A 22,753-nucleotide genomic window follows, 5' to 3' on the forward strand; every position below is an offset into this window, starting at 1 on the left:
GATGACAGGGTTGCCCCTGTGGAAGCGGGCTTGCCCGCGAACAACGATGACACGGTGTTTGCGCAAGACTCGCAAAGGCTGCCCGACCGCCTGCACAAGCCATGTGCCGTGATCCCGGTCTACAACCATGAGACCGCCGTGCCCGCCGTGGTCGAAGCGCTGCTGGCCGCCGGCCTGCCCTGCGTGCTGGTCGACGACGCCAGCAGCCCGGCCTGTGCCAAGGTGCTGGAACAACTGGCCGGACACGAGCGGATCTTCCTGGTCAGGCTGCCGGTCAACCAGGGCAAGGGCGGCGCGGTCATGGCCGGGTTGCGGGAAGCCTCGCGCCTGGGCTTCAGCCACGCCCTGCAGGTGGACGCCGACGGCCAGCACGACCTGCACGATGTCGCGACCTTTCTCGACGCCTCTCGCAGCCATCCCGGGGCGTTGATCTGCGGCTATCCGCAATACGATGAGAGCGTGCCCAAGGGTCGCCTCTACGCCCGCTACCTGACCCACGTCTGGGTCTGGATCAACAGCCTGTCGCTGCAGATCCCCGACTCCATGTGCGGTTTCCGGGTCTATCCGCTGCCGCCAGTGCTGGCCCTGATCAACAGTGCCCGGCTCGGCAAGCGCATGGACTTCGATCCGGAAATCCTCGTACGCCTGGCCTGGCGCAACCAGCCCATGCGCTGGCTGCCGACCCGGGTCCATTACCCGCAGGACGGCCTGTCGCATTTCCGCCTGTTCCACGACAACGCGCTGATTTCCGGGATGCACACCCGGTTGTTCTTCGGCATGCTGCTGCGTCTGCCCGGCATCCTCTGGCGACGGTGGCGGGCATGAGCGATACGCAGAAACACTGGGCCGACCGCCAGGAGCGCGGCAGCTTCTGGCTGATGAAGCTCACCGCCTTCGGCGTCAGGGTCCTGGGCCGGCGCCTGCTCAGCCCGGTGCTGCACGGCATCGTCCTGTACTTCTTCCTGTTCGGTCGCACCGCCCGTCGCAGCGCCTGGCAGTACCAGCAGCGCCTGGCGGCCTGGAGCGGGCAGAAGGCACTGCAGCCGACGCGCCTGAACGTCTTCCGCCAGTTCATGGCCTTTGCCGACGCGCTGCTGGACAAGCTCGACGTCTGGAACGGCAAGCTGAGCCTCGAGCAGATCGAGATCGTCGACCCGGCGCTGCTGCGCAATCAGCTGCGCGGCGAACGCGGGCAGATGCTGGTGGGCGCCCACCTGGGCAACCTGGAAGTCTGCCGCGCCCTCGCCGAGCTGGGGGAAAAGGTCACGATGAACGTGCTGGTGCACACCAAGCACGCCGAACGCTTCAACCGCCTGCTGGGCGAGGCCGGCGCGACCAACCTGCGCCTGATCCAGGTCAGCGAGCTGGACCCGGCGATCATGCTGCAACTGAGCCAGCGCCTGGACCGTGGCGAGTGGCTGGCGATTGCCGGCGACCGCGTTCCGCTGCATGGCGGGCGCAACGTGCGGGTGGACTTCCTCGGTCACCCGGCGGCGTTCCCCCAGGGCCCCTGGCTGCTCGCCGGGCTGCTCAAATGCCCGGTCAACCTGCTGTTCTGCCTGAAGCTCCAGGGCCGCTACCGCATCACCCTCGAACCCTTCACCGACGCCGTGCAATGGAAGCGCAGCGACCGCGAACAGGTCATCGCCCACTGGACCGCCCGCTATGCCGAACGCCTGGGCCAGTACTGCCTGCAAGCGCCCCAACAATGGTTCAATTTCTACCCTTTCTGGAAGACCGATGACGACGCATCCGCTTGAGCCGGTAACCTTCGGCGAACTCCCGCTGCGCATCGAAGACGTGCTGGCCCTGGCCAACCGTCAGGTGCCGACGCAACTGCAAAACGATCCGGCCTACCGCCAGCGCATCGCCAAGGGCGCGCAGTTCCTTGATTCGCTGCTGGACAAGGAAGGCGTGATCTACGGCGTCACCACCGGCTACGGCGACTCCTGCGTGGTCGCGGTGCCCTTGCAGCATGTCGAGGCCCTGCCCCGTCATCTCTACACCTTCCACGGCTGCGGCCTGGGCAAGCTGCTCGATCCGCAGGCCACCCGCGCCGTGCTCGCGGCCCGTCTGCAGTCGCTGTGCCACGGTGTCTCCGGGGTGCGCGTGGAACTGCTGGAACGCCTGCAGGCGTTTCTCGACCAGGACATCCTGCCGCTGATTCCCGAAGAGGGCTCGGTGGGCGCCAGCGGCGACCTGACGCCGCTGTCCTATGTGGCCGCGACCCTGTCCGGCGAGCGTGAAGTGCTGTTCCGTGGTGAACGCCGCCAGGCCTGCGACGTGCACCGCGAACTCGGCTGGGACCCGCTGGTCCTGCGGCCCAAGGAAGCCCTGGCGCTGATGAATGGCACTGCCGTGATGACCGGCCTGGCCTGCCTGGCCTTCGCCCGCGCCGACTACCTGCTGCAACTGGCGACCCGTATCACCGCGCTGAACGTCGTGGCGCTGCAGGGCAATCCGGAGCATTTCGACGAGCGCCTGTTCGCCGCCAAGCCACACCCGGGGCAGATGCAGGTCGCCGCCTGGCTGCGCAAGGACCTGGCCATCGATGCCCCGACCGCGCCGCTGCACCGCTTGCAGGACCGCTACTCGCTGCGTTGCGCGCCCCACGTCCTCGGCGTGCTGGCCGACAGCCTGGGCTGGCTGCGCGGCTTTATCGAGACCGAACTGAACAGCGCCAACGACAACCCGATCATCGACGCCGAGGAAGAGCGCGTGCTCCACGGCGGGCATTTCTATGGCGGGCATATCGCCTTTGCCATGGACAGCCTCAAGACCCTGGTGGCCAACGTCGCCGACCTGCTCGACCGCCAGCTCGCCCTGCTGGTGGACGTACGCTACAACCACGGCCTGCCGAGCAACCTGTCCGGCTCCGGGGCCGAGCGGGCGATGCTCAACCACGGTTTCAAGGCCGTGCAGATCGGCACCAGCGCCTGGACCGCCGAAGCCTTGAAAAACACCATGCCGGCCAGCGTGTTCTCGCGTTCCACCGAATGCCACAACCAGGACAAGGTGAGCATGGGCACCATCGCCGCCCGCGACGCGATCCGGGTGCTGGAGCTGACCGAGCAGGTCGCCGCCGCCACCCTGCTGGCCGCCAACCAGGGGGTCTGGCTGCGCAGCCGCGAAGCCGACGCCCGCCCGCTGCCACCGGCCCTGGCGGCCATGCGCGAAGAGCTGGCCCGGGACTTCCCGCCGGTGATCGAGGATCGCGCCCTGGAAGCCGAGCTGCGCCTGTGCCTGCAACGCATTGCCGAGCAACACTGGAGGCTGCATGCGTAGCCGCGGCGTGCTGCAGGTCGATACGGAAATCCTCGTGCCGTTCTTCGACGTCGACACCATGAACGTGGTCTGGCACGGCCATTACGTGAAGTACCTGGAAGTGGCCCGCTGCGCGCTGCTGGACCATATCGGCCACAACTACGCGCAGATGCTCGAATCGGGCTACGCCTGGCCGGTGATCGACCTGCAACTGCGCTACGTGCGCGGTGCAGTGTTCGGTCAGAAGATCAACGTGCGGGCCGACCTGGTGGAGTGGGAAAACCGCCTGAAGGTCAATTACCTGATCACCGACCTCGCCAGCGGTGAACGCCTGACCCGCGCCAGCACGGTGCAGGTCGCCGTGGATATCAACAGCCGCGAGATGCTCCTGGCCTCGCCCCGGGTGTTTGTCGACGCGGTCGAGAAGGTGTTGGCATGAACATTCAGGTACGCCACAAAACCTGCAGGAGCCGGCTTGCCGGCGATAGCATCAGCAAAGTCATCGCGAGACTCAAAGGCCTCATCGCCGGCAAGCCGGCTCCCACAATGACCGTGCGCGGCCTGCTGCTGATGCTCTGCCTGGGCCTGTCCGCCCACGCAGCGGCTTTCGACCTGCAGCAACTGAGCGATCAGTTGGCGAAACCGACCGTGATCCACGGTAGCTTCATCCAGGAAAAGCACCTGCGGGCCCTGCCGCAACCGCTGACCAGCAAGGGCACTTTTGTCCTGGCCAGGGACCATGGCCTGCTCTGGCTGCTCAAGACCCCGCTGCAACAGGATTACCGCATCAGCGCCAGGGGCATTGCCCGGCGCGATGCCGGCGGCTGGCAGATGGTCCCGAACAAAAGCGCCGGCGCCGAACAGAACCGCTTGTTCATTGCCGTGCTGCAAGGCGACAGCAGCGGCCTGCAACGGGACTTCGAACTGCAACTGCAAGGCGACGCCAAGGCCTGGCAACTGGTGCTGATCCCACGCTCCGTGCTGCTCAAGCAGATCTTCACCCGCATCAATATCGACGGCGGCGAGCTGGTACAGCGTATCGAGCTGCTGGAAACCCAGGGCGACAGCACCGTCCTGCGCATGCAGGACAGCACGGCGAACCTGCCATTGAGCGATGCGGAGCAGCATGACTTTGCCGAGTGAACGCCTGCTGCCGCGCCTGTTCCTGATCCTGCTGCTGGCGGTGCTGGCGCTCGCCGGCTGGCAATGGCGGCACGGCGCGCCGCTGTCGGCCAACCTGATGGAACTGGTGCCGGGCTCCTCGCCCGATGCCCTGGACCTCAAGGCCGAACAGCGCATGCAGGAACCGCTGAACCGGGAAATGCTGGTCCTGGTCGGCCAGGCCGATCGCCAGAAAGCCATCGCCATGGCCCGCCAACTGGGTGAGCAATGGCAGGCCAGCGGTCTGTTCGAAAAGGTCCAGTGGGACCTGCAGGCCGATCTGCCCGCCTTGCGCCAGCAACTGCTGAACGGCCGCCTGGCCATGCTCGCCGCGAAGGATCGCCGGCAGTTGATCGACGATCCGGCGGCCTTTATCCAGCAACGGCTGCAGGCGCTGTATGACCCCTTCACCGGCTTCAGCCTGGTGCCGAGCCAGGATGACTGGCTAGGCCTGACCGGACGAATCCAGAACAGCCAGCCGCAGCGTGGCGCGGTGCAACTGGACATCGGCAGTGGCGCCCTGGTGGCCGATGCCGACGGCAAGAGCTGGGTATTGCTGCGGGCGCGCACCACCGGCAATGCCTTCGATATGAAACTGCCGCTGCAAGTGGCCGAACTGCTCCGGCAAAGCCGCCAGGAAGCGAGCCGGGCCGATGTACAACTGCTGGCCGCCAGCGGCCTGTTGTACGCCGCCAACGGCCAGCAGCAGGCGACCCGGGAAATTACCTGGGTCGGCGGTGGCGCCACCCTGGGCATTCTCCTGCTGCTGTTGCTGGCCTTCCGTCGCTTGCGCGTGTTGCTGGCGTTTGTCCCGGTGCTGGTGGGCATGCTGTTCGGTGCCGTGGCCTGCGTGGCGCTGTTCGGCCATATGCATGTGATGACGCTGGTGCTCGGCTCCAGCCTGATCGGCGTCGCGGTGGATTACCCGCTGCATTACCTGTCCAAGAGCTGGAGCCTGAAACCCTGGCACAGTTGGCCGGCCCTGCGCATCACCCTGCCCGGCCTGACCCTGAGCCTGGCGACCAGTTGCATCGGCTACCTGGCACTGGCCTGGACGCCGTTCCCGGCCCTGACCCAGATCGCGGTGTTCTCCGCCGCCGGCCTGCTCGGCGCCTACCTCAGCGCGGTATGCCTGTTGCCGGCGCTGCTCAAAGGCGCCGACCTGCGTCCCACGCAGTGGCCGCTGCGGATCTGCGAAGGCTTGCTGGCCCTGCGCGAACAGCTCTTGAAGAAGCTCGGCAGCCCGCTGCTGCTGGTCCTGTTGTTGCTGTTCTGTGGTGCCGGCCTGTGGCAGCTGAACAGCAAGAACGACATCCGCCAATGGGTCGGTGCACCGCCACAATTGCAGGCCGAGGCCCAGGCCATCGCGCGGATCACCGGCTACCAGCCGACCAGCCAGTTCTTCCTCGTCCGCGCCGCCGATCAACAGCAACTGCTGGAGCGTTCGGCAGCGCTGGGCAAGCGCCTCGAGCAACTGGTCAGCCTGGAGAAGCTGCAAGGCTACCTGTCGCTGAACCAGCTGGTGAGCCTGCCCAGTGAACAGCAACGCCTGCGTGACTCGCTCAGGCAACTGCCAGGGTACTGGCAACCGCTGCTCGACCTCGGCGTGCCGCTGGCGGCCTTGCAGGGCGAACTGAGCCAGTTGCAGGCCCTGCCGATCCAGGATATCGACAGCGCCCTGGTCGGGCCCCTGGCCGAGCCCTGGCGCGCGCTCTGGCTCGGCCCCAATGCCGACGGCGTGGCGGGCATGGTCAGCCTGCAAGGCTTGAACAACGCCGACCTGCTGCGCGTCCAGGCCATGGACCTGCCGGGGGTACAACTGGTGGATCGTCTCGGCGACCTGAACAAGGTGTTCGCCGCGACGCAGATCAGCGCGGCGGAACTGAAGCTCGCCTCCTGCGTGCTGATCGTTCTGCTGCTGATCCTGCCGTTCGGTCTCGGCGGCGCCTTGCGCATCGTCGCGCTGCCGCTGCTGGCGGCGCTGTGCAGCCTCGCCAGCCTCGGCTGGCTGGGCCAGCCGCTGACCCTGTTCAGCCTGTTCGGCTTGCTGCTGGTCACGGCCATCAGCGTCGACTACGCGATCCTGATGCGCGAGCAGATCGGTGGCGCCGCCGTCAGCCTGCTCGGCACCCTGCTGGCGGCGCTGACCACCTGGTTGTCGTTTGGCCTGCTGGCGATTTCCAGCACCCCGGCGGTCAGCAACTTCGGCCTGTCGGTCAGCCTCGGCCTGGCCTTCAGCTTCCTGCTCGCGCCCTGGGCCGGTCGCCAACCCCATGTCACCGCGGTGACGGAGCCCGCGCCATGATGATCCTCCTGTTCTGGGGCATGGCCCTCGTCGCCTTCGCCGTGGCGACGCGCATCGGTCGACAGTTCGGCCTGATCCCGATCGTCAGCCAGTTGCTCCTGGCCACCTTCGGCCTGCCATTGCTGATGCTGTTCTGGATCGAACCGCACTGGCAATTGAGCGGGGCCGCGCTGGTCGCTCCCGACTGGCTGAGGACCGCCTACGGTTTTGCCTTCGCGCTGGTCCTGGGGCATATCCTCAGCGACGTGATCGAACTGAAGATGGACCGCCAGAGCCTGAAGATCGCCCTGCCGAGTTTCTGCGTGCCGTTCGCCTGCGGGCTGGCCTGCGCCGTCTGGCTGCTGCCGGAACAGCACTGGCTCAGTTCCCTGGCCATCGGGCTGGTGTTCGCCATCACCGCGATCCCGGTGCTGTACCTGTACCTCAAGCACATCGGCTATCCGCCCGCCGCCACCCGCCGCCTGGTGCAGACCGCGATCCTCATCGACCTGAGCTGCTGGACCCTGTTCGGCCTGGCCCAGGGCAGCCTGCACCTGAGCAGCCTGCTGTTGCCCCTGGCGGGCGCCCTGCTGCCGCTGCTCCTGCACCTGTGCCGGGTGCGCAAGCCACTGACCTACAGCCTGATGTTCTTCGGCCTGCTGGTGGTGGCCGAGCACTACAAGCTCAACGCGCTGATCTTCGGCATCGGCTACCTGTTCTGCATGGCCTGGCTCAAGGTGCCGCTGGTACTGCCATTGCCGGCCGTGTGGATGAACCGCCTGCAGACCGGCCTGGCTATCCCGTTGATCCTGACCTTCGGCATCGTGCAGATCGACGTGCACAGCGCCATGAGCAGCCTGAGCGCCGTGCAGTTCGCCGCGTTGCTGCTGTTCCCGGTGGCGAGCAAACTGCTCGGCAACTGGCTCGGCCTGCGTTGGGCCAGCCGTTCGTTCCCGGGCGCCAGCCTGTGGAAGGAAAGCCTGCTGCTGAATATTCGCGGCCTGAGTGAAATCGTCTTCCTCAACCTGCTGCTGCAACAACGGCTGATCAGCCCGGCGCTGTACTTCGCGCTGATGCTGATGGGCCTGCTCGCCACGCTGCTGCCGGCCCTGGCGGGCATGAACCGAATCCCCTTCAATAGCGCCGAGACCGGCAAGGAGCCTGTGTGCCAATAGTTGAAACGCAACGCCGCGAAGTCGTGGTGATAGGCGCCGGCCCTTCCGGTGCGATCGCCGCCGCGTTGCTCAAGCGCAATGGCCACGACGTGCTGATCGTCGAACGCCAGCACTTCCCGCGGTTCTCCATCGGTGAAAGCCTGCTGTCCCATTGCCTGGACTTCGTCGAGGAAGCCGGCATGCTCGACGCCGTGAACGCCGCCGGCTTCCAGTTGAAGAACGGCGCGGCCTTCGCCTGGGGCGAGCGCTACAGTGCCTTCGATTTCGGCCAGACCTTCTGCCAGGGCAAGCCGACCACCTTCCAGGTCCAGCGCGCCGATTTCGACAAGCTGCTGGCCGACCAGGCCGCCCTGCAGGGCGTGGAAATCCGCTACGGCGAGGAAATCGTCAGCGCCGACTTCGAGCGCCCGCAACCGCAACTGCGGGCCCGGCGCGAGGATGGCAGCGAGTACCTGATCGAGGCCGGGTTCGTTCTCGATGCCAGCGGTTACGGCCGCGTCCTGCCACGCCTGCTGGACCTTGAGGCACCGTCGAACTTCCCGGTACGCCAGGCCATCTTCACCCATGTCGAAGACCGGATCGACGCGCCAGGTTTCGAACGGGAAAAGATCCTCATCACCACCCATCCCGAGCAGCGCGACATCTGGTTCTGGACCATTCCCTTCAGCAACGGCCGCTGTTCCATCGGCGTGGTCGCCGCCGCCGGGCACTTCGCCGGTCGCGGCGACGACCTCGACGCCAGCCTGAAAGGCTTCATCGCCGAGACGCCCAGCCTGCAACGGGTGCTGGCAAACGCCGTGTGGGACACCCCGGCACGGACCATCGGCGGCTACTCGGCCAACGTCAAGCGCCTGCACGGCCCGGGCTTCGCCCTGCTGGGCAATGCCGCGGAATTCCTCGACCCGGTGTTCTCCTCGGGCGTGACCATCGCCATGCGCTCGGCGAGCATGGCCGCCGGCCTGTTGCACCGCCAGTTGCAGGGCGAAAGCGTCGATTGGCAAAGCCAGTTCGCCGAACCGTTGAAACGTGGTGTCGACACCTTCCGCTGCTACGTCGAAGGCTGGTACGCCGGGACCTTCCAGGATGTGATCTTTCACCCCGGCAGCTCGCCGGAAATCCGCGCCATGATCAGCTCGATCCTCGCCGGCTATGCCTGGGACGAGCGCAATCCGTTTGTCAGTGAGCCCAAGCGCCGCCTGCGCATGCTCTCCGAAATCTGTGCGAGCACGCCGGCATGAACAATCAATACCTGAGCGATACCTACGTCGAGGAAACCCGCTTCGGCTTCTGGTTCCTGCGCAGCCACACCTGGCAGCACCACGTGCTGCGCGTGGCGATCAACGACCTGCGCGGCCTGTTCAGTGAAGCTCCGCCGGAAAACCCGGTGGTGCTGGATGCCGGTTGCGGCCAGGGCAAGTCCTTCCAGTATCTGCAGCAGGTGTTCTCGCCGCAGCGCCTGATCGGCCTCGACGCCGACCCGCACAGCCTCAAGCTGAGCGGTGAAGAAGCCCAACGACGCGATATCGCGATCGAGCTGATCGGCAGCGACTGCGCGACCCTGGACGTGGCTTCCGACAGCGTCGATATCCTGTTCTGCCACCAGACATTCCATCACCTGGTCCAGCAGGATCGCTCCCTGGCCGAGTTCTACCGCGTGCTCAAGCCGGGCGGCTACCTGTTGTTCGCCGAGTCCACCGAGGCCTATATCGATACCTGGGTGATCCGCTGGCTGTTCCGCCACCCGATGCACGTGCAGAAAAGTGCCGCGCAGTACCTGGACATGATCCGCGACCAGGGCTTCGAGTTCGAGGCCCGCAACGTCTCTTACCCGTACCTGTGGTGGAGCCGCGCCAAGGACTTCGGCCTGCTCGAACGCCTGCGCCTGAAAAACCCGCCGCCGGTCGGCCAGCGCGAGGAAACGCTGGTCAACGTGGTCGCGCGCAAGCCGCTCGCAGGTCACACCGAATGATTCGCGCACTGCTGCTGGGCTGTCTTCTGCTGCTGAGCGCCTGCGCCAGCCGGCTGCCGCTGCCCGCACATACCCCGACCCTGGTCCTGCCCCTGCAATTGCATATCCAGCGCGAGCAGGACGGCGCCCGGCAGGACTGGCTGCTGGTGATCCAGCGCGAAGCCGGTGGCCTGCGCTGGTCGCTGATGGACCCGCTGGGGATTCCCCTGGCACGCCAGCGCCTGCAGGACGGCGACTGGCAGGCCGACGGCCTGTTGCCGCCCAACCCGCAGGCCCGCGAACTGTTCGCCGCACTGCTGTTCGCGCTGACACCGCAAGCCGAATTGCCCGCCAACTATCCGGCTGCCCGCCAGCAACCGGCTCAGCGCAGCCTCGGCGAGCAGTGGCAGGTCCGCTATCGCCAACCGCTGGATTTCAGCCTCGACCTGCCGCAAGGTCTGCATTACCGCATCAGCCCGCTGAACGAGGGCACGCCATGACCGCCTACCTGAACGCACTCGGGCTGATCTGCGCCCTCGGCCGCGACAAGCGCGAAGTCGCGCGCAACCTGTTCGCCGGCGACTGCTCGGGCCTGCGCGACGAAAGCGGCTGGGTCCCCGGGCGGATCTTGCCGGTCGCCGCCGTGCGTGGCGAACTGGCAGCGATTCCGGCCGAGCTCGACGGGCAGAGCAGCCGCAACAACCAGCTGCTGATGGAAGCCACCGTGCAGATCGCCGAGCCGATCCAGCGCGCCATCGACACCTATGGCCGCGAGCGTATCGGTATCGTCCTGGGCACCAGCACCTCGGGCATCGACGAAGCCAGCCGCGGCATTGCCAGCTACCTGCGTGACCGGCAGTTCCCCGACGACTACGACTACCGCCAGCAGGAACTGGGCGCCCCGGCCAACTTTCTCGCCGACTGGCTGCAACTGAGCGGCCCCGCCTATGTGATTTCCACCGCCTGCACCTCCAGCGCCCGCGCGCTGATGAGCGCCCAGCGCCTGCTCGACCTCGGGCTGTGCGACGCGGTGCTGTGCGGCGGGGTCGACAGCCTGTGCAAGCTGACCCTCAACGGCTTCACCTCGCTGGAGGCGGTGTCGGGGCAACGCTGCAACCCGTTCTCGGTGAACCGCAACGGCATCAATATCGGCGAAGCCGCCGTGCTGTTCCTGATGAGCAGGCAGGCCACCGGCCCCCAGCCACTCGCCCTGCTGGGTGCCGGGGCCAGCAGCGATGCGTACCATATCTCCGCCCCGGAACCGAGTGGCCGGGGAGCAACGCAAGCCATGGTCAAGGCCTTGCACCGAGCCGGCCTGCGACCGGACCAGATCGCCTACCTGAACCTGCACGGCACCGCGACCCAGCACAACGACGCCATGGAAAGCCTGGCGGTGGCCGGGCTGTTTCCCGCCGGAGTACCCTGCTCCTCGACCAAGCCCATGACCGGCCACACCCTCGGCGCCGCCGGGGCACTGGAAGCGGCGTTCTGCTGGTTGAGCCTGAGTGCCGACAACCCCACCGGGGCGCTACCACCGCATATCTGGGACGGCCAGCCCGACCCGGCGTTACCGCCGCTTCGCTGGGTCGGCAAAGACGCGAGTCTCGACCCCACCACCCCGCGCCGCCTGATGAGCAACTCGTTTGCCTTCGGCGGCAACAACGTCAGCCTGATTATCGGAGACGCCCCATGATCGATTGGCCGCTCGCCGAATTGCTGCCCCACGCCGGTGACATGATCCTGATCGATCAGGTCCTGGCGTTCGATGAAGAACAGATCCATACCCGGCTCACCGTGCGCCCCGGCGGCCTGTTCAACCACGCCGACGGCAGCCTGCCGGCCTGGGTCGGGATCGAACTGATGGCCCAGAGCGTCGCCGCCTACGCCGGCTGTCGCGCCCGTGGCGCCGGCCAGCCGGTGGAGCTGGGGTTCCTGCTCGGGACCCGCAGGTTCGAGTGCAATGTGGAACATTTTCCCGCGGGCAGCGAGCTGACCATCCACGCCCAACGCTCCCTGGAAGACGACAACGGCATGGGGGTGTTCGAATGCCACCTGACCGGTCCCGACATCCACGCCACGGCCCGCCTGAACGTGTTCCGTCCGCCACAGGCCGCCGCCTATCTCAACGAATCACAGGAATCCAGCCATGACTGAATCCATCCTGGTCACCGGCTCCAGCCGTGGTATCGGCCGTGCTATCGCCCTGCGCCTGGCCCGGGCCGGCCATGACCTGGTGCTGCATTGCCGCAGCGGCCGCGCCGAAGCCGACGCGGTGCAGGCCGAAATCCAGGCCCTGGGCCGCAATGCCCGGGTGCTGCAATTCGATGTCGCCGACCGCGCGGCCTGCCGGGAAATCCTCGAGGCCGACGTCGAGGCCAACGGTGCCTACTACGGCGTGGTGCTCAATGCCGGCCTGACCCGCGACGGCGCCTTCCCGGCGCTGTCCGAAGAAGACTGGGACCAGGTGCTGCGGACCAACCTCGACGGCTTCTACAACGTCCTGCATCCGGTGATGATGCCGATGATCCGGCGCCGCGCCCCCGGGCGGATCGTCTGTATCACCTCGGTCTCCGGGCTGATCGGCAACCGTGGCCAGGTCAACTACAGCGCCTCGAAGGCCGGCCTGATCGGCGCCGCCAAGGCCCTGGCCATCGAGTTGGGCAAGCGCAGGATTACCGTCAACTGCGTCGCGCCGGGGCTGATCGACACCGCCATGCTCGACGAAAACGTGCCGGTGGAAGAGTTGCTGAAAATGATCCCGGCCCAGCGCATGGGCACGCCGGAAGAAGTCGCCGGTGCCGTGAACTTCCTGATGTCCGCGGAAGCGGCCTATATCACCCGGCAGGTTCTGGCCGTCAACGGAGGCCTGTGCTGATGAAGCGCGTCGTCGTCACCGGCATGGCCGGCATCACTTCGCTGGGCAGTGGCTGGGCCAGCATCGAAGCCAACTTCCGCGCCAACCGCAGCGGTATCCGGCGCATGGATGAGTGGAACCGCTTCACCGAACTGAACACCCGCCTGGCGGGGCCCATCGATGACTACGCGGTGCCGTCGCACTGGACCCGCAAGCAGCTGCGCAGCATGGGCCGGGTCTCGCGCTTCGCCGTCGGCGCCGCGGAGATGGCCCTGGCCGATGCCGGCCTGCTGGACAATCCGATCATCCGCGACGGGCGCATGGGCGTGGCCTGCGGTTCGTCCACCGGCAGCACCGACGAGATCAAGGCCTTCGGCATGATGCTGATCAACTCCGTGGCCGAAGGACTGAACGCCAACTCCTACGTGCGCATGATGCCCCACACCACGGCGGCCAATATCAGCATCTTCTTCGGCCTCACCGGACGCCTGATCCCCACCTCCAGCGCCTGCACCAGCGGCAGCCAGGGCATCGGCTACGCCTACGAGGCGATCAAGTTCGGCCGCCTGCCGCTGATGCTCGCCGGTGGTGCCGAAGAGCTGTGCCCGACCGAAGCCATGGTGTTCGACGCGCTCTACGCCACCAGCCTGAAAAACGATGCCCCGCACACCAGCCCGCGCCCCTACGACAGCGGCCGCGATGGCCTGGTGATCGGTGAAGGCGGCGGCATGCTGGTGCTCGAAGAGCTGGAGCACGCGCTGGCCCGGGGCGCCCATATCCATGCGGAAATCGTCGGCTTCGGCAGCAATGCCGACGGCCAGCACGCGACCCGGCCGGAGCAGGTCACCATGCGCCGGGCCATGGAGTTGGCACTGGAAGACGCCGGCCTCGCGCCGGATGCCATCGGCTACGTGAACGGCCACGGCACCGCTACCGAGCAAGGCGATATCGCCGAGACCCTGGCGACCCAGAGCCTGTTCGGCAGCCGCATGCCCATCAGTTCGCAGAAGAGCTTCTTCGGCCACACCCTGGGTGCCTGCGGTGCCCTGGAATCCTGGTTCAGCATCGAGATGATGAACCGCGACAGCTACGTCCATACCCTGAACCTCGACCAGATCGACCCGCAATGCGGCGAGCTGGACTACCTGCGCGGCGAGTTCCGGCAGATGAGCAACGAGTATGTGATGAACAACAACTTTGCCTTTGGCGGCGTGAACACCTCGCTGGTGTTCCGGCGCTGGTCCTGATTTTTTAACCTCTCCTGGAGAAAATGGAATGTCTTCCCTGCTTCGCGTTGCACTGATCGCCCTGGCCCTGTTCGTCACCGCCGGCTGTACCAGCAAGAAAATCATCACCCCGACGCGCACCGTCGCGCCACAGATCCAGGCCAGCCAGGAACAGATGAAACAGGCGATCCTCACCACCCTGGTCAAGCGCAAGTGGAGCGTGCAGCGGGTCAACCCGACACAGATCCAGGCCGAGATCACCGTGCGTGAGCAATTCCACGTCGAGATCGACATCAACTACAGCGCCAGCGGCTACAGCATCGCCTACCGCGACAGCAGCGGCATGGACTACAAGGACGGCAAGATCCACAAGAACTACATCCGCTGGGTGCGCCTGCTGGACAAGGGCATCCTGCGCGAGTTGCGCGACCACGACGCCGAGAGCACCGCCCGTGCCATTGGCGTGGGCGAGCCGCAACCGATCAGCCAGTAACCGCGTTTCTTCCCTGCATCAAACAAGGAGTTGACCATGAAAGCAAAAACCTGGGCCGCGGCCGTCACATTGATGTTGTGCAGCCTGCCGGGCCTGAGCCAGGCCCGCGATACCACGCTGAACCTGCCTTTCGACAAGGTGGTGGCCGAAGCGGTGAGCACCGGCAAGATCGACGGCAGCGTGAAGTTCTACCTGGCAGGCAACGCCCCCAAGGGCAAGATCACCGTGGTCAGCCCGGATGCCGTCACCAACAAGAAGACCAATGCCTTCAACAAGAGCGACGAAGAAGCCTGCGCCTGGGCCCTGCAATCGGCGTTGATCACCCTCAACGACGCGGCGAAGAAAGTCGGCGCCAACGCCGTGACCAACATCGTCAGCTACTACAAGCGCAACGAGACCCGGAGCACGAGTACCTATGAGTGCCACGCCGGTGCGTTTATCGGCGGCGTCGCGTTGAAGGGTGACCTGGCGAAGGTGCAGTAAGCCGGAAATGGCCGGTGGAGCCGGGGTGCTTCAATCGGCCTGAGCAGGCCTGCGCGACCTCCATCGTTCGTTCCCACCTGCGTGGGAACGATCAAAAATCTCAGTCCTGTGGCACCGTCCGCCTGGTCAGCAACTCGACAAACGCCTTGGCCATCGGCGACTTCTGGTCCTTGCGTTGCACCAGCCACACCGCCGACACCGCGTCCGGATCGAGCAGGGGGCGATAGACCACGCCGTCGATGCGGATCCGCTGGTAGGACGCCGGCAGCACCGAGACGCCCAGACCCGCCGCCACCAGGCCGATGATGGTCATCGCCTCGCCGGCTTCCTGGGCAAAGTGCGGACTGAAACCGGCCTGTCGCGCCAGGGTCATCAGTTGCGCGTACAAACCGCTGCCATAGCTGCGCGGGAAAAATACAAAGGGCTCCAGCGCCAGCTCCGATAGGTGCAAGCCCGCCTCGCTGCCCGTTGCCAGCGGATGCTTGGAATTGAGCACCGCCACCAGCGGCTCATGCATCAGCTCGACGACATCCAGCGCCTCGGGCAAGGGCAACGGGCGCATCAGGCCGACCTCGATCGACTCGTCCATCAGCCCGTCGGCGACCATCTTGCTGCTCATTTCCCGCAGGTTCAGATGCACCGCCGGAAAGGACTGGCGGAACGCAAAGAGTACCTGGGGAATCGTCGAGTTGAACGGCGCCGACGAAGTGAAGCCGATCTTCAGTTCCCCCAGTTCCCCCAACTGCGCGCGCCGGGCCACATCCGCCGCCTTGTCGACCTGCGCCAGCACCAGCCGCGCCTCTTCGAGGAACAGCCGACCGGCCTCGCTGAGCTCGACCCGACGATTGGTCCGCTCGAACAGCCGCGCCCCGAGCTCCTGCTCCAGCGCCTGGATCTGCTGGCTCAACGGTGGCTGGGAGATCCCCAGCAGCTCCGCGGCACGGCCAAAATGCAGTTCCTCGGCCACGGCGATGAAGTAGCGCAAATGCCGCAATTCCATAGACACCTCATTGAGTCGTAAAACCTATCAAACAGGTCGAACAATATATTGGAAAGAATAGTTAGCCAGCTATATGCTTTTTCCATTGCCTGACCGGCTGCTCCTCCCGAGGTCCCCCGTGAAAACTGCTGTCGCTCCACTCGCCCACGAAATCCCCCCCAGTGCGCTGGACGATGTTGTCGCCCAACTCAACGATACCTATATCGAAAAAGGCACCCCGGCGTTCATGCGCACGGTCCTGGCGCTGTTCTCCGGCGGCTTCGCCACCTTCGCCCTGCTGTACTGCGTGCAGCCGATGATGCCGGTGCTGTCCAGGGAATACGGCATCAACGCGGCCCAGAGCAGCCTGATCCTGTCGGTGGCGACCGCGATGCTCGCCATCGGCCTGCTGATCACCGGACCGATTTCCGACAGCCTCGGGCGCAAGCCGGTGATGGTGGTGGCCCTGTTCGGCGCGGCGCTGTTCACCATCCTCGGGGCGTTCATGCCCAACTGGCAGGGCGTGCTGCTGATGCGGGCGCTGGTGGGGCTGTCACTGAGCGGCCTGGCGGCGGTCGGCATGACCTACCTGAGCGAGGAAATCCATCCCCAGCACATCGGCCTGGCGATGGGCCTGTATATCGGCGGCAACGCCATCGGCGGGATGAGCGGGCGACTGATCATCGGCGTGCTGATCGACTTCGTCAGTTGGCACACCGCCCTGCTAGTGATCGGCGGCCTGGCGCTGATCGCGGCGACCGTGTTCTGGAAGATCCTCCCGGAATCACGCAACTTCCGCCCGAGCAAACTCAATACCCGCAGCCTGCTCAACGGCTTCACCATCCATTTTCGCGACGCCGGCCTGCCATGGCTGTTTGTCGAAGGCTTCCTGCTGATGGGGGCCTTCGTGACCCTGTTCAACTACATCGGCTATCGCCTGCTGGCCGAACCCTACGGCCTGAGCCAGGCCTTTGTCGGCCTGCTGTCGATCGTCTACCTGTCGGGGATCTACAGCTCCGCGCAGATCGGTTCCCTGGCCGACAAACTGGGCCGGCGCAAGGTGCTGTGGGCGATGATCCTGATCATGCTGGTGGGGATCGCGCTGACGATGGCCATGCCGCTGCCGGTGGTGATCGTGGGTGTCCTGCTGTTCACCTTCGGTTTCTTCGGCGCGCACTCGGTGGCCAGCAGTTGGATCGGTCGCCGGGCCCTGAAAGCCAAGGGTCAGGCATCGTCACTGTACCTGTTCTGCTACTACGTCGGTTCCAGCGTCGCCGGCACCCTGGGCGGTGTGGCCTGGCACTACGCGGCCTGGAACGGCATCGGCCTGTTTATCGGTGGGCTGCTGGTACTGGCCCTGCTGGTAGCGCTGAAGCTGGCGCGGCTGCCGGTGCTGGCGGGCAACCAGTCAGCCTGAGCCCTGGCCAGCCGAGTCAGGGGCTCGTCCACACCACCCTCGCCTCCAGCTGCTTGTCGCGTTTTTCCAGGCTGAGGGTCTGCAACAAGGCTCCGCCCTGTTCGATCTGGTCCAGCCAGCCGAGCAGGGCCAGGGCCTCTCCCGAGATCGTCAGCCGCAGCGACTGTCCGTCCTGGTCCAGTTGCTGCAACTCAAGCCCGGCGGCCAACGCGCTTTCGCCGAGACGGGTCGACAGCGGTTGCGTGGAGGTCGCCTGCACGGTTGCCGGCCGGGCACGCTGCACTTCGGCAGCCAGGGCCCAGCGCTGCTGATACAGGCGCCGGGCCTGCTCCAGGCGCTGTTGTGCCGGCTGCCAGAGGCCGCTGAACAGCGTCGCCGCCAGCAGGAAGACACCCAGCCCGGCCAACAGTTGGCGCTCTCGCCGGGCCAGGCGTTGCCAGCGCTCGACCAGCGCCGGCGCGACAGCGATAGGCACACGCCTGATCATCCGTTCTCCCCCAGGGTCAGCACCGCCTGCACGCGCTTGCGGTCCTTGCTCGCATTGCCCAGCTGGATCGGCAGCGCGCTTTGCCGCCCGCGTTCACGCAGTTGCTCCAACTCGATGAAGCTGTTCGCCGCCAGCACCACCGTCCAGCCCGTACCAACCCGATACTCGATGCGCTGCACCTCGACACTGCTACCGCCGATCACCTGTTCGACCAGTTGCACCAGACGCACCATCTGCCGTGGCGGCTGGGCATCGGCGGCGCCCAGGGCCTTGAGCTGGGCCGACAGATCGACAATGCGGGTCTGCTCCGGATAGAGCGCCTGGAAATGCCGGACACTCTGTTCATACAACTGCGAGGCACTGTCTTCGAGATGCCGGCTGCGGGCCTGGGTAAACCCCCAGGACAGGGCGAACAGCGCCAGCGCCGAAGCCACCAACAGCGGCCAGGGCCGATGTCCGGCGGTGCGGCGGAATGCCCCCTGGAGCAAGTCCGTGCCCTGCCCCGAACCCAGCAACGCGCCGACCGCCGAGTTTGGCTGCCGATCAAGCCAGCAGAGCTCGGCCGGCAGTCGCGGACGCAGGCATTGCAAGGCCGGCTCCGACAACGCCAGGCGCGCCTCCAGTGCCCCGCCCAGCAACCAGCGGCCGGCCCACCAGACCCCGTATGCCCGATCGGCAGGCAGCAAGTCGGCATCGACCTGGACACTGGCGAGTTGCAGGCCCGACTCCCGCAACACATCGATAATGCCGCGCAGACGCGCCTTGTCGATCACCAGCAAGGGGTAGCGACGTGCCTGATCAGCCGTACCCACGGCGATGTGCAGGTTTTCCAGGTCATCCGCCAACTGCTCCTCGATGGCAAAGGCCAGTGCCTGGGTGGTCGGCTGCCGGCGTCCGGGCCACGATTCGCTGCGCAGCCAGCTGCATGCCTCCATCGGCAGGATCACCCGTACGGACTGCCCCGCCCATGCACGGGCGGCTTCGGCCAGGCTGATGTCGCGTGGTTCGCCGGCGTCCTGCCAGCAGGCAACCGGCCAGTCGGCGCCCGGCACATCGAGCCCGGCGGGATAAAGGTAAAGCCAGTGGTTCATGACGGCGGTTCACTGTGGGTCGGGGCCGGGAAACGGCGTTGTACAACACGCACACGCCGGGTTTTCGCATCACGCTCAAGGTCGCTGACCAGCCGCAGGCGACTGCTCCCGGCGCTCACGTCGACGGTGACCCGGAACCAGCGGCTGCCGACACCCAGGCCGTGGCTGGCAATGCCCCGGCCCTGCAGACCGGAGGCCAGGGCGAAGGCGCCCGCATCGGGATACCCCCCGGCCGGACGTTGCTGGACCAGAGCCTGTGCCTCGGTGGCGGACAGGCCTTCCAGGGTCGCCAGCAGCAGCGCGCCGGCGGTGTTGACGTTCAGGGTGGCATCGCCCGGCAACAAGGCCACTCGCGGCAGCAGGCGGTGCAGGCTCGCCCCATCCACGCCGGGAAGCAGCCGCAACTGGCTCGGATCGCTGATCCCGATGCCCCGCAGCGGCGCGAGGTCGATGAGCGCAATCTCCAGTAACGCCAGCAGCCGCGACCAACGGCCGAGGACCAGCTCATCCGCCTTGCCGGGCCGGAGCAACGGAGTCAGGTTGAAACGCCCGGCCAGATCCTCGATCTCCAGCTGCACGTCGGCATCGGCAAGCGCGAAATCCACCGGCCGCCGCGCCCACTCCTGGGCCAGGTTGACGTTCTCCGATGCCGTCATTTCGGCATTCTGCAGCAACTGCCCGGCCCAGTCCTCCAGGGCAAATGCCCACTGTCGCAGCTGCACCTGATGGATATGCTGGGCGCTGCTGTGCAAAGTCAGGCGGTGGCTGCGCAGCAGGCTGGCGGTCAGCAACAGCGCCAGGGCCATGATCAATAGCACGGTGATCAGCGCCACCCCACGCTGTGGTCCCGGCATCACGGGCCCTCCGGCAACGGGATGACCCGACGGATGTGTTCGAAGCGCCCGGCGGACAAGGTCACCTCAAGGGCCCGGGGCCGACTGGTCGGGCTCGGCCAGTCAGCGCGCCAGCCGACCTTGGCGTCGTAGAATCGCCACTGCAACCGCCGGACATCCGCCAGCAGAGCCTGGCGCTGGACCGTCGCCAGCTCGGGACTGCGACTGTCTCGCCACAACAAGCCATCCTTGAGGCGGTAGCTGATCTCCTGGCGCTCGCTGCGCGGCTGGTCCAGCGGGTTGCGCCAGTTAGCCCGTTGCAGGCTCAGCACACCCTCGCGCAACACCAACGACGCAGTGTCCCCGGACACCACGACCTGCAGGACATCCCGCTCCACCACGCCGATCGCCCGTTGCAGCTTGCGCAATGCCTGTTCATACAGGGACACCTGGCCCTGGACCCGCACCAGCCCGTCATACAGGCGCCAGCAGCCGAGGCTCAGCAGGCTGAAGATCGCCAGGGCGATGACCAGCTCCAGCAGGGTAAAGCCGGCCTGCCTACTCATCACGCGACACCCCATCCGCGACCGGCAGCCAGCCCGTGCCGCGATGCAGCACCTGCGGGCGGTCGCCGAGGCGGACGTCCAGTTCGACCTTGATCAGGCGCTTGTCGAACGCCGGCGTCAGGCGCTGGCTCAAACGCCACTCACGTCGGTCGAAGTGCCGGACCAGCTCCTGCCGCCCCGGCGCCAACGAGGATTGCAGGCGCAGCTCGGCCAATTGGTTATCCGCCAGCCAACTGGCGAAAAGACGCTCCTGCAGCGTGCCGGCCTGGCGCAGCACATACTGGCTGGCCGACAGCACCGCGGCGGCGAGCAGGCCGAAGATCGCCAGGGCGAGCATGACTTCCAGCAAGGTAAAACCGCGCTCAGCCTTCATCGATGGCCGGATCGCCAAGGCCGTCCCCCGAGACACTCAGCCAGCGCCGTTGCGCGGTTTCATAGTGCAGGGTGAAGGCACTCATTTCATCGCTGCTGAGTACCAGCAATTGCGGCTGGTTCAGGCGGTCGCCGAGCTTCAGCGGTCGCCCTTCGAGTTCCAGGCGAAAGTACAGCCCATCGGGCAGCCGATAAGGCGCCCCCGCCGCACGCCAGTCGGGACGCTCGAAGACCACCACCTGATAACCACTGGCATTGATCCGCAGGCCGAACTCCTGGCCATCGAGCACGGCCTGCTCGCGCAGTTGCTGCAACAGTTGCACCAGCGCGCCGGCTTCATCACGGGCCTGGCGGGCCGGGCTGGGTTTCATGGAGAAGCCGATCAGGCCGACCACCACGCCCATGATCACCACGACCACCAGCAACTCCAGCAGGGTGAAGCCACGCGAACGCCCGTGCATCGGTCAACTGCCCCAGTTGCCGATATCGGCGGCCAATTCCTCGCCGCCGGACACACCGTCGGCGCCGAAGGAGTAGAGGTCGTAGCCCTTGGCGCGGGTGCCCGGGCTCAGGTACTGGTAGGGCGTGCCCCAGGGATCGACCGGCAGGTGCTTCAGGTAGCCGTGGGGATTCCAGTTCCCTGGTTCCGGCGTGCCCAGCGGTTTGCGCACCAGGGCCTCCAGCCCCTGCTGCGTCGAGGGATAGTTGAAGTTGTCGAGACGGTACATCTCCAACGCGGTGCCGATGGCCTGGATATCGGTGCGGGCGGCCGTGACCCTGGCCTGGTCCGTGCGGCCCATGAACTGAGGCACCACCAGCGCGCCCAGCACGCCGATGATCACCACCACGACCATGATTTCAATCAGGGTGAAGCCGCGTTGCACAGAGGTTCGAGAAGTTTTCATGGGTCAATTCACCATTTGGTTGAGGCTGAGAATCGGCAGCAGGATCGCCATGACGATCAGCAGCACGACGCCGCCCATCACCACCAGCATTGCCGGCTCGAACAGACTCACGACCAGCGCAATGCGGGCCGCGAGGGTTTTCTCCTGTTGCTCGGCGGCCCGCGCCAGCATGCTGTCCAGTTCGCCCGCGCGCTCGCCGCTGGCGATCATGTGCAGCATCAGCGGCGGGATATCGCCGCTCTGCTCCAGCCCCCGGGTCAGGGTGCCGCCTTCGCGCACCGAGCGGGCGACCTCGAGCATGCGTGCGCGAATCGCCAGGTTGCCGATCACCGTGGCGGAGATTTCCAGGGCATCCACCAGGGGCACGGCGCTCTTGCAGAGAATCGCCAGGGTGCTGGCAAAGCGCGCCGCTTCCACCGCACGAAACACCCCGCCGGCCAGCGGCGCGCGCAACAGCCAGGCATGCCAGCGCAGGCGCATCCGCTGGCGGCTCAAGGCCAACCGCAGGAGCAGGCCCAGGCCGGACACTCCGACCAGGATCGGCACCGCGTAGGCGCGCAGGCCGTCGCTGAGGCCGATCAGGCCACGGGTAAGCAACGGCAACTCGCGGCCGCCGTCGATAAAGATCCGCACCACATCCGGCACCACATAGCCCAGTAGAAAGCCGACGATGCCCATCGATGCCAGCAGCAGGATCAGCGGGTAGACCAGCGCCAGCTGGATCTTCTGCCGTGATTGCTGGCGGGCTTCGGTGTAGTGCGCCAGTTGCTCCAGTACCTGCCCCAGGTGCCCCGAGCGCTCGCCGGCCGCCAGGGTGGCGCGGAACAGCTGGGGGAAGGCCCTGGGGAAACCGGCCAGCGCCGAGGACAGCGCATAGCCCTCCATGACCCGGCCGCGAACCGCCGTCAACAGGTTGCCGGCCCGGCGCTTCCCGCTCTGCGCCGCCACGGCCAGCAGGGCTTCTTCCAGCGGCAACCCGGCCTGGATCAGGGTCGACAATTGCAGGGTCAGCAGCGCCAGCTCGGCAGCGCTCAGGCGCGTATCGGCGCCATGGCCGGCGAACGCGACGGACGGGCTCCGGGTCGCTTTCAGTCCGGTCGGCAACAGGCCACGCTCGCGTAACAACTGCCGCGCATGCCGGGCGCTCTCGGCCTGCTGTTGACCACGGCAACGGCGGCCGTGAACGTCCTGGGCGTGATAATCGAAGGTCGGCAT

Annotated in this window: 26 protein-coding genes; 17 read left to right on the forward strand and 9 right to left on the reverse strand. The window is 66.4% G+C overall.

Annotation, left to right across the window (positions count from 1 at the left end; genetic code table 11):
• The first annotated feature begins 90 nt into the window (after nt 1-90).
• The 16 genes from ACL9RJ_RS15950 to ACL9RJ_RS16025 all read left to right on the forward strand — a co-directional run bounded on the left by ACL9RJ_RS15950 (nt 91) and on the right by ACL9RJ_RS16025 (nt 14,888).
• Nucleotides 91-825 carry a glycosyltransferase family 2 protein gene (locus tag ACL9RJ_RS15950; RefSeq protein WP_042935678.1) on the forward strand — a complete coding sequence of 245 codons (735 nt, stop codon included), beginning with the start codon at nt 91-93 and terminating at the stop codon, nt 823-825.
• Entirely contained in the window at nt 822-1,760 is a 939-nt protein-coding gene (locus ACL9RJ_RS15955; RefSeq protein WP_177109766.1) for a glycosyl transferase, read from the forward strand. Before ACL9RJ_RS15950 ends, ACL9RJ_RS15955 begins: the two co-directional genes overlap by 4 nt.
• Nucleotides 1,741-3,285 (forward strand): HAL/PAL/TAL family ammonia-lyase, encoded by a 1,545-nt coding sequence (locus tag ACL9RJ_RS15960; RefSeq protein ID WP_017126878.1) that lies wholly within the window; start codon nt 1,741-1,743, stop codon nt 3,283-3,285. Before ACL9RJ_RS15955 ends, ACL9RJ_RS15960 begins: the two co-directional genes overlap by 20 nt.
• On the forward strand, nt 3,278-3,703 hold the full coding sequence (locus ACL9RJ_RS15965) for an acyl-CoA thioesterase (protein WP_017126879.1): 426 nt from the start codon (nt 3,278-3,280) through the stop codon (nt 3,701-3,703). Before ACL9RJ_RS15960 ends, ACL9RJ_RS15965 begins: the two co-directional genes overlap by 8 nt.
• 107 nt (nt 3,704-3,810) lie before the next feature.
• On the forward strand, nt 3,811-4,407 hold the full coding sequence (locus ACL9RJ_RS15970) for an outer membrane lipoprotein carrier protein LolA (RefSeq protein ID WP_256347745.1): 597 nt from the start codon (nt 3,811-3,813) through the stop codon (nt 4,405-4,407).
• The gene (locus ACL9RJ_RS15975; protein ID WP_422765455.1) at nt 4,391-6,730 is read left to right on the forward strand and encodes an MMPL family transporter; all 2,340 of its coding nucleotides are present in this window, start codon (nt 4,391-4,393) and stop codon (nt 6,728-6,730) included. The genes ACL9RJ_RS15970 and ACL9RJ_RS15975 overlap by 17 nt, the downstream gene beginning before the upstream one ends.
• Nucleotides 6,727-7,884, forward strand: coding sequence for a sodium:proton antiporter (locus tag ACL9RJ_RS15980; RefSeq protein WP_178992215.1), 1,158 nt, complete (start codon nt 6,727-6,729; stop codon nt 7,882-7,884). Before ACL9RJ_RS15975 ends, ACL9RJ_RS15980 begins: the two co-directional genes overlap by 4 nt.
• On the forward strand, nt 7,875-9,122 hold the full coding sequence (locus ACL9RJ_RS15985; protein WP_017126883.1) for an NAD(P)/FAD-dependent oxidoreductase: 1,248 nt from the start codon (nt 7,875-7,877) through the stop codon (nt 9,120-9,122). Before ACL9RJ_RS15980 ends, ACL9RJ_RS15985 begins: the two co-directional genes overlap by 10 nt.
• Nucleotides 9,119-9,853, forward strand: a complete 735-nt coding sequence (locus tag ACL9RJ_RS15990) for a class I SAM-dependent methyltransferase (protein ID WP_178992216.1) — start codon at nt 9,119-9,121, stop codon at nt 9,851-9,853. Before ACL9RJ_RS15985 ends, ACL9RJ_RS15990 begins: the two co-directional genes overlap by 4 nt.
• Nucleotides 9,850-10,332 carry a DUF3261 domain-containing protein gene (locus ACL9RJ_RS15995; RefSeq protein ID WP_422765456.1) on the forward strand — a complete coding sequence of 161 codons (483 nt, stop codon included), beginning with the start codon at nt 9,850-9,852 and terminating at the stop codon, nt 10,330-10,332. The genes ACL9RJ_RS15990 and ACL9RJ_RS15995 overlap by 4 nt, the downstream gene beginning before the upstream one ends.
• Nucleotides 10,329-11,525 carry a beta-ketoacyl-[acyl-carrier-protein] synthase family protein gene (locus tag ACL9RJ_RS16000; RefSeq protein WP_422765457.1) on the forward strand — a complete coding sequence of 399 codons (1,197 nt, stop codon included), beginning with the start codon at nt 10,329-10,331 and terminating at the stop codon, nt 11,523-11,525. The genes ACL9RJ_RS15995 and ACL9RJ_RS16000 overlap by 4 nt, the downstream gene beginning before the upstream one ends.
• Nucleotides 11,522-11,986 carry a hotdog family protein gene (locus ACL9RJ_RS16005; protein WP_017126887.1) on the forward strand — a complete coding sequence of 155 codons (465 nt, stop codon included), beginning with the start codon at nt 11,522-11,524 and terminating at the stop codon, nt 11,984-11,986. The genes ACL9RJ_RS16000 and ACL9RJ_RS16005 overlap by 4 nt, the downstream gene beginning before the upstream one ends.
• A complete protein-coding gene (locus tag ACL9RJ_RS16010; RefSeq protein WP_017126888.1) occupies nt 11,979-12,707 on the forward strand; it encodes a 3-ketoacyl-ACP reductase FabG2 in 729 nt (242 codons plus the stop codon). The genes ACL9RJ_RS16005 and ACL9RJ_RS16010 overlap by 8 nt, the downstream gene beginning before the upstream one ends.
• Nucleotides 12,707-13,933: a beta-ketoacyl-ACP synthase gene (locus ACL9RJ_RS16015; protein ID WP_017126889.1), complete on the forward strand. Its 1,227-nt coding sequence runs from the start codon at nt 12,707-12,709 to the stop codon at nt 13,931-13,933. Before ACL9RJ_RS16010 ends, ACL9RJ_RS16015 begins: the two co-directional genes overlap by 1 nt.
• Before the next feature lie 28 nt (nt 13,934-13,961).
• Nucleotides 13,962-14,405 (forward strand): hypothetical protein, encoded by a 444-nt coding sequence (locus tag ACL9RJ_RS16020; RefSeq protein ID WP_017126890.1) that lies wholly within the window; start codon nt 13,962-13,964, stop codon nt 14,403-14,405.
• Nucleotides 14,406-14,441: 36 nt separating this feature from the next.
• A complete protein-coding gene (locus ACL9RJ_RS16025) occupies nt 14,442-14,888 on the forward strand; it encodes an excinuclease (RefSeq protein ID WP_177117847.1) in 447 nt (148 codons plus the stop codon).
• Nucleotides 14,889-14,988: 100 nt separating this feature from the next.
• Here ACL9RJ_RS16025 and ACL9RJ_RS16030 read toward each other — a convergent pair whose 3' ends face one another.
• Nucleotides 14,989-15,888 carry a LysR substrate-binding domain-containing protein gene (locus ACL9RJ_RS16030; RefSeq protein ID WP_422765458.1) on the reverse strand — a complete coding sequence of 300 codons (900 nt, stop codon included), beginning with the start codon at nt 15,886-15,888 and terminating at the stop codon, nt 14,989-14,991.
• A 151-nt stretch (nt 15,889-16,039) separates the two neighbouring features.
• On the opposite strand from ACL9RJ_RS16030, the gene ACL9RJ_RS16035 reads away from it, so the two are divergent.
• On the forward strand, nt 16,040-17,284 hold the full coding sequence (locus ACL9RJ_RS16035) for an MFS transporter (protein ID WP_420902250.1): 1,245 nt from the start codon (nt 16,040-16,042) through the stop codon (nt 17,282-17,284).
• Between the two features lie 16 nt (nt 17,285-17,300).
• Here ACL9RJ_RS16035 and gspM read toward each other — a convergent pair whose 3' ends face one another.
• The 8 genes from gspM to gspF are packed head-to-tail and all read right to left on the reverse strand — an operon-like array spanning nt 17,301 to nt 22,753.
• On the reverse strand, nt 17,301-17,771 hold the full coding sequence (gene gspM, locus ACL9RJ_RS16040) for a type II secretion system protein GspM (RefSeq protein ID WP_017126894.1): 471 nt from the start codon (nt 17,769-17,771) through the stop codon (nt 17,301-17,303).
• Entirely contained in the window at nt 17,768-18,862 is a 1,095-nt protein-coding gene (gspL, locus tag ACL9RJ_RS16045) for a type II secretion system protein GspL (protein WP_177119066.1), read from the reverse strand. Before gspL ends, gspM begins: the two co-directional genes overlap by 4 nt.
• Nucleotides 18,859-19,716: a type II secretion system protein GspK gene (locus tag ACL9RJ_RS16050; RefSeq protein ID WP_422765460.1), complete on the reverse strand. Its 858-nt coding sequence runs from the start codon at nt 19,714-19,716 to the stop codon at nt 18,859-18,861. Before ACL9RJ_RS16050 ends, gspL begins: the two co-directional genes overlap by 4 nt.
• Nucleotides 19,716-20,261: a type II secretion system minor pseudopilin GspJ gene (gspJ, locus tag ACL9RJ_RS16055; protein WP_177119064.1), complete on the reverse strand. Its 546-nt coding sequence runs from the start codon at nt 20,259-20,261 to the stop codon at nt 19,716-19,718. Before gspJ ends, ACL9RJ_RS16050 begins: the two co-directional genes overlap by 1 nt.
• Nucleotides 20,254-20,634: a type II secretion system minor pseudopilin GspI gene (gene gspI, locus ACL9RJ_RS16060; protein WP_177083477.1), complete on the reverse strand. Its 381-nt coding sequence runs from the start codon at nt 20,632-20,634 to the stop codon at nt 20,254-20,256. The genes gspJ and gspI overlap by 8 nt, the downstream gene beginning before the upstream one ends.
• Nucleotides 20,624-21,094, reverse strand: coding sequence for a type II secretion system minor pseudopilin GspH (gene gspH / locus ACL9RJ_RS16065; protein ID WP_177119063.1), 471 nt, complete (start codon nt 21,092-21,094; stop codon nt 20,624-20,626). Before gspH ends, gspI begins: the two co-directional genes overlap by 11 nt.
• A 3-nt stretch (nt 21,095-21,097) precedes the next feature.
• A complete protein-coding gene (gene gspG, locus ACL9RJ_RS16070; protein ID WP_177119062.1) occupies nt 21,098-21,538 on the reverse strand; it encodes a type II secretion system major pseudopilin GspG in 441 nt (146 codons plus the stop codon).
• 3 nt (nt 21,539-21,541) lie between these two features.
• Nucleotides 21,542-22,753, reverse strand: a complete 1,212-nt coding sequence (gene gspF, locus ACL9RJ_RS16075; protein WP_177119061.1) for a type II secretion system inner membrane protein GspF — start codon at nt 22,751-22,753, stop codon at nt 21,542-21,544.

The sequence above is a fragment of the Pseudomonas sp. Mn2068 genome (assembly GCF_049319725.1).
Classification (GTDB): Bacteria; Pseudomonadota; Gammaproteobacteria; order Pseudomonadales; family Pseudomonadaceae; genus Aquipseudomonas; species Aquipseudomonas gingeri.